Raw genomic sequence first — 13,100 nt, forward strand, 5'->3', positions numbered from 1 at the left:
ACGACATGACCGAAGGGTTTCATCCCTCTCTGGAACGGCGCCCGGCCATCATCTATCGTGGAAGCATCTTTCGGGCATCACATAACGTGGTCTCACCAGGGGGCTGATCAGCGGTGCGCGAGTGGCCGTCGACTCTCGACATCGGCAGGCTGACGGCCGACGGCTGGAGACCGACGCCGTTCCGGCAGTTCATCCTGAAGATCCACAGCAGATGCGATCTCGCCTGCAAATATTGCTATATGTACGAAATGGCCGATTCGTCGTGGCGGACACGCCCGAAACAAATGTCACGGGAGACCGTCGCCGCCACCGCCGCGAGAATCGCCGAGCACGCCCACCGGCACGGCCTGCGCGACATCGAGATCATCCTGCACGGGGGCGAGCCACTGCTCGCCGGCCCCGAGGCGATCCGCGAGACCGTCACCCGGATCCGTTCGGCGGCCGCCGGCACCCGGGTCAGGGCCAGCCTGCAGACCAACGGGCTACGCCTGGACGAGAGCTATCTGCGGCTCCTCGACGAACTGGACATCCGGGTCGGGGTGAGCCTCGACGGTGACGAGACGATGCACGACCGCAGCCGCAGACGCGCAGGCGGCCGCGGCAGCCATGCCGAGGTGTCCCGAGCCCTGCGGCTGCTGACCTCGCCCACCTTCAGGCACCTCTTCAGCGGCCTGCTGTGCACCGTCGACCTCAGAAACGACCCGATCGGGGTCTACGAGGCGCTCCTCGCCTTCGACCCACCGGCCGTCGACTTCCTGCTCCCGCACGGCAACTGGTCGGCGCCCCCGGCCGGCCGGCTCCCCCACGAGGAGACGACACCGTACGCGGACTGGCTCATCCCGATCTTCGACCGGTGGTACGGCGCGGCGCGCAGGCCCACCCGGGTCCGGATGTTCGGCGAGATCATCCACGTGCTGCTCGGCGGTTCGTCGTCGAGCGAGCAGATAGGCCTGTCCCCCGCGGGGATGGTGGTGGTGGAGACCGACGGCGGCATCGAGCAGTCGGACGTGCTGAAGTCGGCCTACCAGGGAGCCCCCGAGACCGGGCTGCACGTGACACGTGACTCCTTCGACGACGCCCTGCTCCTTCCCTCGATCGCCGCCCGCCAGATCGGCGAACTGGCCCTGTGCCCCACCTGCCGGGCCTGCCCGGTGTCACGGATCTGCGGAGGAGGGTTGTACGCCCACCGCTACCGCTCCGGCCACGGTTTCGCCAACCCCTCCGTCTACTCCCCCGACCTGCTCCGACTCATCGAGCACGTCAAGAGCACTGTCGAGGCCGATCTGGCGGCTCGATCGAAACGACGGGGAAGGGACACGATGAACCTGCGTGAGCACCGGATCACGGCCGGGGTGTTCTCCAAGCTCGCCGCCGGCGGTGGCGGCGCCGCCGCGGTCGCCAAGCTCTCCGCGGCGCAGCACAGCAAGCACGTGCTTCTGGTACGGGGAGTGCTGGAGGCCGCGCGCGCGAACGGCCACCCGGACGCCGCCGTCACCCGCCGTGCCTACGACCTGCTCGCCACGGTACAGCGCCGTCATCCCGGCGCCGTCGACACCGTTCTGCGCCACCCCTCGGTGGGCGCCTGGGCACGGCGGACGGTCAAGATGCTCGACGCTCACGCCGAGGACGCGGCACCGGGGCAGCTCGCCGCGCTCGCCGCCGCGGCGGCGATCCGTTCGGGCACGGCCTGCGACATCGACGTGCCCGCGGTGGAGGGGGTCGTCACGCTGCCCTCTCTGGGCCAGGCAATCCTGTCGCCGACCGTCTCATGGGCCACGGTGGAGTGTGCCGAGGGCGGTGCCGAGGTCACCGCGGACGGGGTCATCGTCACCGTCCCGCGCGACCCCGGCCGGGACGCTCCCGGGTGGAGAGGCCTGCGATCGCTCTCCACCGAGGTGGACGGCGTGCCGCTGCACCTGGTCATCGACGACCTCGACCCGTACCGGATGCCGGAGACCACGAACATCGGCGGGCGTCTGACCGAGGCCGAGACCGAGCGCTGGCAGTCGACGCTGGAGGGAGCGTGGCATCTGCTGGTGCGCCACCACCGCGCCGTGGCCGATGAGGTCGTCACGGCGATCACGGTCCTCACCCCGCTGGTCGCCCCGGCCCGGGGCCAGTCGAGCTCGACGTCCGGCGAGACGTACGGCTGCGTGGCCCTGTCGACGCCGCCGGACGCCTCCACGTTCGCGGTCACCCTGACCCACGAGACGCAGCACGCGAAACTCTCGGCCCTGCTCGACCTGGTCCCCCTGACCCTTCCCGACGACGGCAGGCGCTACTACGCTCCCTGGCGCGAGGATCCCCGTCCCGTGCCCGGCCTGCTCCAGGGGGCCTACGCCTTCCTGGGCGTGGCCGGCTTCTGGATGCGCCAGCGCCACCTGGAGACCGGGGAGGCGGCCCTGCGCGCGAGTTCGGAGTTCTTCCGCTGGCGCGAGGCGGCTCACCTGGTGACCGGCACCCTGCTCGGCAGTGGGCGGCTGACCCCGGCCGGCGAGAACTTCGCGACCGGAATGGCCCTGCGCCTGGACCGCTGGGCACAGGAGAGCGTGCCGGCCCGCGCCCGGGCCCTGGGCCGCGCACGCGCCGACGACCACTACGCGCGCTGGCTCGAACGCAACGGTTAGCCCCTGCCCGCCGGATCGTGCCGTGGCGAGTGCCGGTCGGGCGGCGAGGCGCCGCCCGACCGGCCGTGGCGGGCAGAAGGTCCAGGCGACCGGGCCTAGAGGGCAGGCGGGTCGAAGTCGAAGTCGAGCCGTTCACCGCGCATGGCGACCCTGGTGTCCGGATGCTCGTTGCCCAGCACCCGCTGGTAGCGCTCGAAGGTGTCGGCCTCCAGCGCCTGGGCCTCCTCGAAGGCACCCTCCGCCCGCAGGTCGATGACGAGGTTGTTCGCGCAGGCGAGAGTGAGCGGGTGGTCCACCCCCAGCAGCTCGCGCAGCTGGGCCAGCGTCTCCTGCCCCAGCCGCCTGGCACTGGGGGCATCCCCCTGTGCCGCGAAGTCGCTGGCGAGGTTGATCGCACAGGTGAGGGAGTAGTGGTGCTCGCGGCCGAGCGTGCGGTCGAAACCCTCCAGGGAGCTCAGATCGAGCCGGCTCGCCTCCTCGATCTGCCCGTTGACCCGCAGCAGCAGCGCCAGGTTCATGTCACAGCCGAAGGTGAAGGGGTGCTCGTCGCCGTACATGCGGGGATAGCGAGCCGTCACATCCCGCAGCAGCTCCAGCGCCTCGGTGATCTCACCTCTGGTGCGTTGCACGTTGGCCAGGCACAGTGCCGCCGCGAGCGTGTCGTGGTGGTCGCGCCCGAAGATGCGCTCCTCTCGCTCGTACGTCGCCTGCGCGAGGTCGAACGCCTCGTCGATCTGCCCCACCCGCCGTTTGGCGATGGACAGATCCTTCGCCGTGCGCAGGGTCCAGGGATGGTCCGGGCCGAGTTCCTGCACCCCGAATTCGTACGCGTCCTCGCCGAGGTCACAGGCTTCGGCATAGTCACCTCTGAGCCGCACGATACGTGAGAGACCGTTGCCCGAGGTGAGGATGTTCTGTTTGCTGGATCCCGAGTCGGGACGGCGGTGCAGCCGGTAGGTGGTCTCCTGCAGCTCGAACGCCTTCTCGTAGTCGCCGAGCAGCAGATAGTCGATGGCGAGGTTGTTCATGGCGCGCAGCGTCCGGTGATGCTGGGGGCCGAACACGCTCTGGTGCCGCCGCAGCGACTCCCTGTCGTGCGCCAGAGCCGCCGTGAAGTCACCTCTCATCCGCAGGTCTCCGCCATGACTGTTGGTGAGCAGGAGCGTCTCCTCGTGGTCGGGTCCCAGAACCCTCCTCATCCGCGTCAGGGTCTCGCGGTTGAGTTCGAAGGAGGCCCGGTAGTCGCCGAGCTCGCGAAGGACGATGCCGAGATGCCGCTGCGCGGAGAGCACATGCTGGTCCTCGTCCCCGCTGTCGTCCCGCCATCTGGCGATGAAGCCCTTGACCAGGTCGCTTGCCGACTGGTAGCCCCCGGACGAGTAGAGGTAGCGCACGACGTCGAGGGCGAAGCGACGGATGCGGGGATCCTCACCGGCCTCCACCATCGCGGGTGTCATGTGGCTGAGCAGCTCGGCGTAGCGCGGCCACAGGACGGTGTCGTCCGGAAGGCCCGGCGCCGCCGCGGCGAGCATGAGGTGCACCTCGTGGCGGAAGGACACGTGCTCCTCCCAGCCCAGCTCGGCACGGAGCAGTGCCTGAACCAGCCGGTGGACCTGGATGGTCCGGTTCTCCGAGTCGATCCGCGCCAGGGCGTATCGGCCCAGCTCCCTGATGGCCCGGCTCAGCAGGATCGGATTGTCGAGAAGCGGGCCAAGACGCGACCCGGCCGCGAGGTCGTCGGGAAGTGCCCCGAACACGTCACGGGGGATGGGGTCGGGTCCGAAGAAGGCGCAGCAGCGCAGGAGCTCCACGGCCTCGGGCAGCTTCGCCTTGAGCTGTGACACCGACAGCGACCACGCCGCCGTCATGGACAGCGGATAGTCCGACGCCTTGTTGGCGTCGAGCAGCTGGGCCGTCTGCTCGTCGAGCAGCCGGAGATACTGCTCGACGGACATCCCGGTCTCCGTCTGCAGGGCTCCGGCCTGCTCCAGCGCGAGCGGGAGGTCGCCGAGCTGCTCGGCCAGCCGGTTCATGTCCTCGTGGCTGGTCGAGCCGGGGACCCGCCTGGTGAGGAACTCGATGCTCTCCGCCCGGCTGAAGACGTCGACGGGCACGGTGTCGACCACGCTCTGCCAGGCGTAGTTGCGTGAGGTGATCAGGACATGCCCCGGGCCCCGCGGGATGATGTCGTTGATGTCCTCCGGCTGCTCGGCGTTGTCGAAGATGAGCAGCCACCGGGAGTACGGGTCACCGCGGCGCAGGGCGTCCAGCACGGCGGCGGACGCGTCCTCCACCCCCATCGCGGCGGAGGAGGGCACGCCCAGGTGCGGGGCGAGCGCGGCCAGCGAGGAGCGCACCAGCATCGGCTGGTCCGCGGGTATCCACCAGACCAGGTCGTACTCGTGCCGGAAGCGGTAGGCGTACTCGATCGCGACGTGGGTCTTGCCGACACCGCCGAACCCGTGGAGGGCGTGCGGCACCACGGCGGTGACCTCGGACGTGACGCCGGTGTGCAGCTTGTCGAGGAGGCCTTCACGACCTGTGAAGTTCTTGTTCTGCTGGGGGATCCTGCCCCAGATCTGGGGCTGGCGTCCCGGCAGGCGGGAAGTCCCCGAAGACTGTGAAATGGGCACGCGACGGCCTCCACTCGCCCGATTGGGAATCAGCTTATGGCTCCGGGCCTCCGCGAGCGCATAAGCGAAGGGGTCAGAGTCTCATTGCCGCACCTCAACGGCGGATCTCTGTCACACCCTAAAATGCCTATTTTCCGGTCAACTATATAGTCTCACCCGCCAAATTATCTTCCCGAGTACTCGCCTGAACACCGAAAGGATGTAATCATCAAGGCGTAGGCGAGGACGCTCGGAGATCCGGGGACGCGTGCGTCTCGCCGTGGGCGCAAGGGAGTCCGCATGAGCGAGGAAGCCGCCACCGCTAACATCGATTCCGGCAAAGGTCTGATCGACCTGACGGACCTGAACTTGGCCGATCTTGACAAAATCGGCGATTCCATCCTGGACCTGGTCCGCCGGCGAATAGCCGCCGACGGGGACGCGGGGCCGGTGGCCGGATTCGACTCCTCCATATAGAAACCTTGGTGATAACCCACCAATGTGCGACATTGGAGTGCGAGACTGGCACTTTCTGTCGACAACAATGGTGGGACCGTGGACGATGTCGACTGGCAACGGTTGATCGACCAGCTCCACAGGGGTGACTGCACCCCTTTCCTCGGGGCGGGCGCCTGCGCCGGGACGCTCCCCACCGGTGCCGCTCTGAGTAACCGGTACGCCCTCCACTACGGCTATCCGTTCTCCGACCCGGGCAATCTCGCCCGCGTGATGCAGTACGGCGCGGCGGTGGTGCGGGATCCGGTGGATCTCAAGGAGGGGGTCTGCAGGCTTCTCCGCTCTCACGGGGGGCCCGCTCCCGGCGATCCGGAAGAGCCGCACCGGCTGCTGGCCGGCTTCCCCGTGACGACGTTCCTCACCACGAACTACGACGACTTCCTGGCCGAGGCGCTGCGGGCCGAGGGCAAGGAGCCCCACGTCGCCGTCTCCCCCTGGTGGGAGGCCGATCCCGCCGCCGCGCCCGCCCTGCCGGAGCCGACGGTGGACCGTCCCCTCGTCTACCATCTGCACGGAAGCTGGTCCGAACCGGCGTCACTGGTACTGACCGAGGCCGACTACCTGACCTACCTCGTCAACATGGTGGACGTCGTCGCGACCGGCGGGAGGCACCCGCTGCCGACCCCGATCCTGCGGGCGATGACCGCCCGGCCACTGCTCTTCATCGGCTACAGCCTGCAGGACTGGACGTTTCGGGTGCTGTTCCACGGCCTGATGCGCGGCACGCCGCGCAGCAACAAGCGGCGGCACGTGAGCGTGCAGCTGATGCCCGAGATCAACGGATCGGCGAGCGACGCGGAGCGCAAGGCCAGGCGCTACATCGCCCACTATCTCGACGGCTGGAACATCTCGATCTTCCTGGGGACCGCCTCGGAGTTCTGCGCGGAGCTCCGGCGGAGAATGGGACGGACACCATGACAGACGCGACTCACCGGAACGACGGGACCGTCCACCCGTACGTGGGGCTACGCCCCTATGACCGCGACGAGCACGCGCTGTTCTTCGGGCGGGAGCGCGAGGGGCGCGACATCTCCACCATCTGGCAGGCCACCGGTCTCACCGTGCTGTTCGGCGCCTCGGGGGTCGGCAAGACGTCCCTGCTGCACGCGGGTGTCCTGCCGCGCATCGAGCCCGAACGCGCCGACGTGCTGCCCGTGGCCCGCGTGTCGCCCCGCGGGATCACCTCGCTGCGCCCGAGGGTCACCGGCAACCCGTACGTGCTGGCGCTGCTGTCGGCCTGGGCGCCGGAGGAGCCGCTGTCCGTGCTGGCCGGGCTGACGGTCTCGGACTTCCTGGCCGGACGCCCGGAACGCGTCGACCGGTACGGTGACCCGGTGCCCACCCTGGTCGCCGTCGACCAGGCGGAGGAGCTGTTCGGTGGTCCGCCCGACCGGGAGGAGGAGCGCCACGCGCTGCTGCGCCAGCTCGCGAGGGCTGTCGAGGAGCACGACGGGCTCCACCTGCTGCTCTCGCTGCGCGAGGAGTACCTGGCCTCCGTACTGCCGTACGAGCGCCCGCTGGGCCGGGGCTCGCGGGCGCGGTTCCAGCTGCTGCCGCTCTCGCGCGCGGCGGCGCTCGACGCCACCACGAGACCCCTTGAGCGCACCGGCCGGTCCTTCGCCCCGGGGGCCGCCGAACGACTCGTCGACGACCTGCGTACCGTCCCCTTCCTCAACGACGAGGGACAGACGACCACGGTGACGCTCAGCACCGTCGAGCCCGTCCAGCTGCAGGTCGTCTGCTCCGCGCTGTGGGACTCGCTGCCGCCGGGCCTGCACGAGATCACCGCCGAGCACGTGAACCTGCACGTGAACGTCGACCACTTCCTGACCGGTTTCTGCGAGCGGATGCTGGCGCAGGTCGCGGCCGAGTCGGGGGTCACGTCGAGCGAGATCCGCTCCTGGCTGCGCAGGACCTTCGTCACCGAGCACGGGACGCGCAACACCGTCTACGAGGGCCTCCGTGAGACGGCGGGCATGCCGAACGCCATCGCCGAGGCGCTGGAGGACCGTCACCTGCTGCGGGGCGAGCATCGGCTGGGGATCCGCTGGTACGAGCTACAGCACGACCGCCTGATCGGCTCGGTACGCCAGTCGCAGCACCCGGCGACCTACCTCGGTGACGCGCGGGCGGCAATGGCCAGACGGAACTGGGAGACGGCCCGCGACCTCGCGGAGGAGGCGGTCCGCGCCTCGGGGCCCGGCGAGTCCTGGGTGCGGGCCGAGGCCCTGGTCGTGCTGGGGGAGGTCGCGGCGGCGGGAGGCGAGGTGCAGGGGGCGCACCGCCGGTTCGAGGAGGCGGCCGACGTGTTCGCGACGCTCCAGCGGTTCAACGGGGTGGCCTCGGCGCTGACCGCGGAGGGACGGCTCTGGCTGGCCCAGGGCGAGTACGCCAAGGCGGTGGAGCAGTTGCGCGCCGCGCTCTCCTGGGTTCCCAACGACCTGCCCGCACAACTGGCGCTCGGGGAGGCCCTGTGGCACCTGGGACAGCCACGTGCCGCGCTCGCCCTTCTCAACGGCGCCGTGGCGCTCGCCAGCGAACCCCCCGTCGAGACGCTGGCGCTGCGTGGGGAGATCCTCGCCGATCTTGGAAGGCCCGGCGAGGCCCTGCGCGACCTGGATCGCGTGAGACGGCACCAGCGGCCCACCACGATCGCGGCCAGGGCGCTGGCCCTCGCCCTGGCCGGACGGTTCGACGCCGCCGGGCAGGAGATCCTCGACGCGACCGCCGACGGGTCGGACAGCGGGCCGGTCCTGCTGCGGGCCGCACGCGTCCATGCCCTGCTGGGTCAGCACGCGACCGCCGAGGATTTCGCCTCGCGGGCGCTCGGCGCGGTCACTCCCGGGCTTCCACCGCATCTCCGGAAGCAGGCTGAGGATTTTCTCCGGAAAACGGCGTGACATCGGTTCTCGCCGCCTCCCATATGTGGTTGAACTGCTCCACCCAGTAGGTGTACCAGCGCTCGTCGCGGCCGCGGGTCAGCTCCAGATGCATGCGCGACGAGGTCGAGGGATTGTGAAAGCCGTGAATCTCCACGATCACCCGGCCCCGCGGGGTCTCCGGGTCGAGAAGCACAAGGCTGAATCCCGGGCTGTAGGAAAGGAGGCGGTACTCGAACTCGCCCACGGTCTTCCAGCCGTTCATCAGGCGGAGGCGCTCCATGGTGCTCTCCAGCGCGGCGGGAAGCCGCTGGACGGGAAACTCGATCGAGTCGTCCAGTTGCTTCGCGGCCTGCTGGACCGCCCCCTTCTCCAGGGGGTCGAGAATGACGATCCGGACGCGCCCCCTCTCCCGCGCGAGCACCGTGTTGCGCATGATCTCGCAGGTCTGCGCGGAGAGCAGGTTGACCGCGGAGGGGGCGAACACCCGGACGTCACGCGCGTGGGCGAGCAGCGACGACAGCGGCGCGCTGTCGTACACCGACCGGTCGTTCAGCAGCCCGTCGGGAGATTCGGCGAGTTCCGCGGGAAGGGTGATCCGGTAGAGCAGCAGTCCCACTCCCGAGAGCAGGACCGCCCATCTGAGGTTGTCGTCCAGCGCGTCGCTGACGATTGACAGGAACGCGAAACCGAAGACGACGATCGTGAGGGCGTACGCGTCGATGTGCTGCCGAGCCTTGAAATCACTTCCGATTCTTCGCAGCCACCGCACATCGACCCCCAGCCATTCGGCACCGTCGAAACAGCTATGCCCATTGTCGGCGGTCCGGACCTCGTGGCGCGCGATGTTCCGCCCGGCGGACGGGACCCAGACCGTGACCGGCCGGCGACGCCCCTGGCCGAGACCGTCGACGGCGAGGGCGCCGCCACCGCCGAAGGCGATGGCCAGGGTGCCGGCGGCAAGGGTGAGGACAAACCGGCCGGTCTGCTCCGCAGCCCTCCGCCGGGCAAAAGCTCAGGTTAGCGCGCGGGCCGGGCCCAGGACCCCGGTTCTCGCTTTCGGCCACGAAACCGCGGGGAAGACGCGAGAATCCGGTACGGCTCGCACGGGGGGCATACCGTGCGAGCCGTACCGGATTCAGGGTCGCACCACCGGGTCAGGCGGCGGTGCAGCTGACCGAGGAGGGCACGCCGTTGGTCCCGGACCAACTGCCGGTGAACCCGAAGGACGTCGAGGCGCCCGAGGAGAGGTTGCCGTTGTGGGACACGTTCCGCACCGAGACACCGGCGCCGCTCTGGGTGTGCTGCCCGTTCCAGAGCTGGGTGATGCTCTGGTTACCGGGGAACGACCAGCTCGCCGTCCAGCCCGTGATCGCCTGGGCTCCGCTGCTCTTCACGGTCACCTCGGCCTGGAAACCGCCCTGCCAGGAGCTGACCAGCTTGTAGGAGGCCGTGCAGGCCTTGCCGCCGGTCGGCGTGACGGTCGGGGTCGGAGTGGGAGTGGGAGTGACGGTCGGGGTGGGGGTCGCGGTGGGCTGCGGAGCCGCCATGGCCAGGTCGTAGGCCCGCTGCGGCACGAACTGCCCCGCCCCGGCGATGCAGCCGTCCGCCTCGCCCGGCAGCTTGATCCAGAGGAACGCGTCGATCGCCGAGTCGCCGGTGGCGTTGGTACTCGGCGTGCCGATCGCCCGGCCGCCCGGGTCGCACCACTCGCTGCCCTGCGGGCCGTTGCCGTTGCGGCTGGTGTCGATCACCGCGCGGAGCCGGGAGACACCGGTGGCGGAGATGACGTTCTTGGCATAGGCCACCTCGGTGGAGCTCCACCGGTAGTTGGAGACGTTGACGGAGATGCCGTCCGCGCTGCCTCCGACGTCCGCGGCGTTCAGCCGGGCCGCGGCGTCGGAGGCCGACAGCCATCCCGAGTGCCCGATGTCGTAGTAGACCTTGGCCGAGGAGGAGGCGGCCTTCAGCTTCTTGCCGGCGTACGCCATGGAGGCGTTGGTCTCCTGCTGCTGGGAGGAGCTCATGCAGTTGGTCATGATCGGGAGCACGTCGGGCTCCAGGATGATCGACGCCGGGCGTCCCTGGAGACCGGCGGCCAGCTCGTCGATCCACTGCCGGTAGGCCGTGTGGTTGGGCGCCCCGCCGGTGCTGGCGCCGCTGCAGTCGCGGTTGGGGATGTTGTAGACGACGAGTATCGGGATCTTGCCCGCGCCGGCCGCCGCCCCGACGAACGACGACACCTGGCCGCGGATGGTGGAGGTGTTGGTGGTGGTGTACCAGCGGGCCTGCGGCACGGCGGCGATCCGGTCGCGGATGACCGGCGCCCGGTAGTCTCCGGCGTTGGCCGCGACCCATTTGGCGGCGCCGGTCTCCGGATCGACGTAGAACGGGGAGTCGGCCGCGGACGCGCCGGAGGCGACGGTGACCGCGGCACCTGACCCGATCACCAGAGCCGCGCAGAGCATGGCCAGAACTGACCTTCTTGGCATGGATCGACTCCTTCGGGGGGATGTATGGGAGCGCTCCCACCATAAGCGGCCAGCCACCCCCGGATACAGCAGGCACCCCTGCCCCCTCACACCAGGACGCGCTGACCTGTGCGAACGCCCGTCACAGCGGATGAAAGTTTCAATGTCGCGGCTCACCCCCGATCGGTGGGTGACAGCACGGGGAACCGGCGCAGTGTCGGGCTGAGCAGCGTACCCAGCGCGACAAGTGCCAGGCCGGCCGCGCAGACCAGCACGGCGGCCGGGCCGTCACCTGCCGTCATGAGGAAGCCGCCGGCCATCGGCCCCAGGGCGGCGGCCCCGCCGGAGAAGAGCCCCGCGATGCCGGACAGGCGGCCGCGCAGGTGGTCGGGGGTGACCGTGAGCCGGTAGGTCAGGACCGTGGTGTTCGCGACCGGTGCGAGGAACGCGGCACCGCCGAGAAGCACCCCGAGGAGGATGCCGCTCGGGACGAGCGCCATCGCCGCGGTCATCACCGCGGCGATGAGCGGGAAGCCGGCAATGGTCAGGGCCGGCGGGAGGGCGGCGTGCAGGCGAGCCGCGGCCAGTGCGCCCAGCAGGCCCCCCGCACCGATGCACGCCATCGTCAGGCCCACCTCGCCGGCGCTCACCCCCTCCCCCGACATCGCCAGGACGATGATGACGAGCGCGCTGAAGACGAGGTTGGCGGAGACCATCCACACCAGCGTCGTCCTGATGACCCGGTGTCCCGCCACCCAGCGGATCCCCTCGGCGACGCCGCCCACGGCCGGACCTCCCCTCGGGACCGCGGCGGGGGCCGCCCGCCGTGGCAGGCGCAGGAAGAGCAGCGTGACGAAGGAGAGGCCGAGCATGATCGCGTCGGCGCCGAAGGGTGCCGTGTGGTGCAGGGTGAACAGGAAACCCGCCAGCGCGGGACCGAGCAGGGTGGCGATGAAGGGGCGCGCGGTATTGCGGGCGACCGCCTGCGACAGCTGCGACTCGGGCACCACCTGGGGAAGCGCGGCGTGCTCCGCCGGTTGGAAGACCGAGCTGAAGAAGCCCTCGACCGCGGCGGCCAGCAGGATGTGCGGGAAGGCGTACGTGCCCAGGAGCAACGCCACGACCACGCTGCCCATCGCCAGGGCACGGGCACCGTGGCACAGCAGCATGACCTTCTTGCGGTCCCACCGGTCGGCGACCACCCCGGCGGGCACGTTCGCCACCATGTGCGCCACCGCGAGCACCGACGACGCGAGGCCCATCTCCAGCGGCGAGCCCGACATGGCCAGGATCAGCAGCGGGAAGGAGACGAAGGTGATCTCGCCGCCCAGTTCGGAGAAGAGCTGGCTGGTCCACAGCATGGCCCGCGATCCCGCCGGGGCCGAGGCCGCCCTGCTCAACGCCGAGCTCGCCGGGCGGGAGGCCATGGCGGAGATGCGGCAGTTGCTGCACGTGCTGCGCGCCGACCGGGTGAACGAGCCGGCCGGCCCGGAGATCGCCCCCGTGGCGGGCGACTCCCCCACCCGTACCGGGACGGGCTCGCCCGCCCGCGGGGCCGCCGCCGCCCTGCCCGCGCTGGTCGGCCGGGCTCGCGAGGCGGGACAGCCCGCGCTCCTGGAGGTGACCGGCGAGCCCGGCCGGCTGCCCGCCGCGGTCGACCACGCGGTCTACCGGATCGTCCAGGAATCGTTGACCAACGCGCGCAAGCACGCCGGAAACGCCCCGGTGAGGGTCAGGATCGCTTACGAACCCGCCGCGGTCGAGGTGGAGGTGGTCGACGACGGGCCCGGTACGCCCTCTGGCGGCCGGAGGCACGAAGGCCACTTCGGGGGCGGTCTCGGGCTGGGCGGAATGGCCGAGCGTGTGGCACTCTGCGGTGGGTGGCTGGAGACGGGGCACCTGCGGGACGGGGGCTTCCGGGTCCATGCCCGGCTGCCCCTCCCGGTTCTGGGGACAAGCTGAGAGCCAACCGGCCGAGCCTGGTCCGATCGGGCG

Annotated in this window: 10 protein-coding genes; 6 read left to right on the forward strand and 4 right to left on the reverse strand. The window is 70.3% G+C overall.

Features of this window, described 5'->3' with window-relative positions:
* Window positions 1-239 precede the first annotated feature (239 nt).
* Window positions 240-2,627 (forward strand): FxsB family cyclophane-forming radical SAM/SPASM peptide maturase, encoded by a 2,388-nt coding sequence (locus tag ACQP0P_RS30840; protein ID WP_433382198.1) that lies wholly within the window; start codon window positions 240-242, stop codon window positions 2,625-2,627.
* 95 nt (window positions 2,628-2,722) lie between these two features.
* Here the strand turns inward: ACQP0P_RS30840 and fxsT are convergent, their stop codons facing one another.
* Entirely contained in the window at window positions 2,723-5,260 is a 2,538-nt protein-coding gene (gene fxsT / locus ACQP0P_RS30845) for an FxSxx-COOH system tetratricopeptide repeat protein (protein ID WP_433361187.1), read from the reverse strand.
* Between the two features lie 279 nt (window positions 5,261-5,539).
* Between fxsT and fxsA the strand changes: the two genes are divergently transcribed.
* The 3 genes from fxsA (at window position 5,540) to ACQP0P_RS30860 (ending at window position 8,655) form a co-directional block, all read left to right on the forward strand.
* Window positions 5,540-5,716, forward strand: coding sequence for an FxSxx-COOH cyclophane-containing RiPP peptide (fxsA, locus tag ACQP0P_RS30850; protein ID WP_433361190.1), 177 nt, complete (start codon window positions 5,540-5,542; stop codon window positions 5,714-5,716).
* 78 nt (window positions 5,717-5,794) lie between these two features.
* A complete protein-coding gene (locus ACQP0P_RS30855; protein WP_433361193.1) occupies window positions 5,795-6,673 on the forward strand; it encodes an SIR2 family NAD-dependent protein deacylase in 879 nt (292 codons plus the stop codon).
* Window positions 6,670-8,655: a tetratricopeptide repeat protein gene (locus ACQP0P_RS30860; RefSeq protein ID WP_433361196.1), complete on the forward strand. Its 1,986-nt coding sequence runs from the start codon at window positions 6,670-6,672 to the stop codon at window positions 8,653-8,655. The genes ACQP0P_RS30855 and ACQP0P_RS30860 overlap by 4 nt, the downstream gene beginning before the upstream one ends.
* On the opposite strand, the gene ACQP0P_RS30865 is transcribed toward ACQP0P_RS30860, so the two are convergent.
* Window positions 8,591-9,406, reverse strand: coding sequence for a hypothetical protein (locus tag ACQP0P_RS30865; protein ID WP_433361199.1), 816 nt, complete (start codon window positions 9,404-9,406; stop codon window positions 8,591-8,593). The genes ACQP0P_RS30860 and ACQP0P_RS30865 overlap by 65 nt on opposite strands.
* Before the next feature lie 36 nt (window positions 9,407-9,442).
* Here ACQP0P_RS30865 and ACQP0P_RS30870 point away from each other — a divergent pair, with 36 nt between their 5' ends.
* The gene (locus ACQP0P_RS30870) at window positions 9,443-9,658 is read left to right on the forward strand and encodes a hypothetical protein (RefSeq protein WP_433361202.1); all 216 of its coding nucleotides are present in this window, start codon (window positions 9,443-9,445) and stop codon (window positions 9,656-9,658) included.
* A 133-nt stretch (window positions 9,659-9,791) separates the two neighbouring features.
* On the opposite strand, the gene ACQP0P_RS30875 is transcribed toward ACQP0P_RS30870, so the two are convergent.
* Window positions 9,792-11,126, reverse strand: a complete 1,335-nt coding sequence (locus ACQP0P_RS30875) for a glycoside hydrolase family 6 protein (protein WP_433361205.1) — start codon at window positions 11,124-11,126, stop codon at window positions 9,792-9,794.
* Between the two features lie 152 nt (window positions 11,127-11,278).
* Window positions 11,279-12,466 (reverse strand): MFS transporter, encoded by a 1,188-nt coding sequence (locus ACQP0P_RS30880; RefSeq protein WP_433361208.1) that lies wholly within the window; start codon window positions 12,464-12,466, stop codon window positions 11,279-11,281.
* On the opposite strand from ACQP0P_RS30880, the gene ACQP0P_RS30885 reads away from it, so the two are divergent.
* On the forward strand, window positions 12,420-13,067 hold the full coding sequence (locus ACQP0P_RS30885; protein ID WP_433361211.1) for a sensor histidine kinase: 648 nt from the start codon (window positions 12,420-12,422) through the stop codon (window positions 13,065-13,067). The two genes, ACQP0P_RS30880 and ACQP0P_RS30885, sit on opposite strands and share 47 nt — an antisense overlap.
* Window positions 13,068-13,100 lie beyond the last annotated feature (33 nt).

Origin of the sequence: Streptosporangium sp. CA-115845 (genome assembly GCF_050943795.1) — a bacterium.
In the GTDB taxonomy this organism is placed as follows: domain Bacteria; phylum Actinomycetota; class Actinomycetes; order Streptosporangiales; family Streptosporangiaceae; genus Streptosporangium.

What these genes read in the sequence shown, in the direction of transcription:
- ACQP0P_RS30840 (WP_433382198.1), top strand. Translation starts at nt 240, where the DNA reads ATGTACGAAATGGCCGATTCGTCGTGGCGGACACGCCCGAAACAAATG.
- fxsA (WP_433361190.1), top strand. Translation starts at nt 5,540, where the DNA reads ATGAGCGAGGAAGCCGCCACCGCTAACATCGATTCCGGCAAAGGTCTG.
- ACQP0P_RS30860 (WP_433361196.1), top strand. Translation starts at nt 6,670, where the DNA reads ATGACAGACGCGACTCACCGGAACGACGGGACCGTCCACCCGTACGTG.
- ACQP0P_RS30870 (WP_433361202.1), top strand. Translation starts at nt 9,443, where the DNA reads ATGCCCATTGTCGGCGGTCCGGACCTCGTGGCGCGCGATGTTCCGCCC.
- ACQP0P_RS30875 (WP_433361205.1), bottom strand. Translation starts at nt 11,126, where the DNA reads ATGCCAAGAAGGTCAGTTCTGGCCATGCTCTGCGCGGCTCTGGTGATC.
- ACQP0P_RS30880 (WP_433361208.1), bottom strand. Translation starts at nt 12,466, where the DNA reads ATGCTGTGGACCAGCCAGCTCTTCTCCGAACTGGGCGGCGAGATCACC.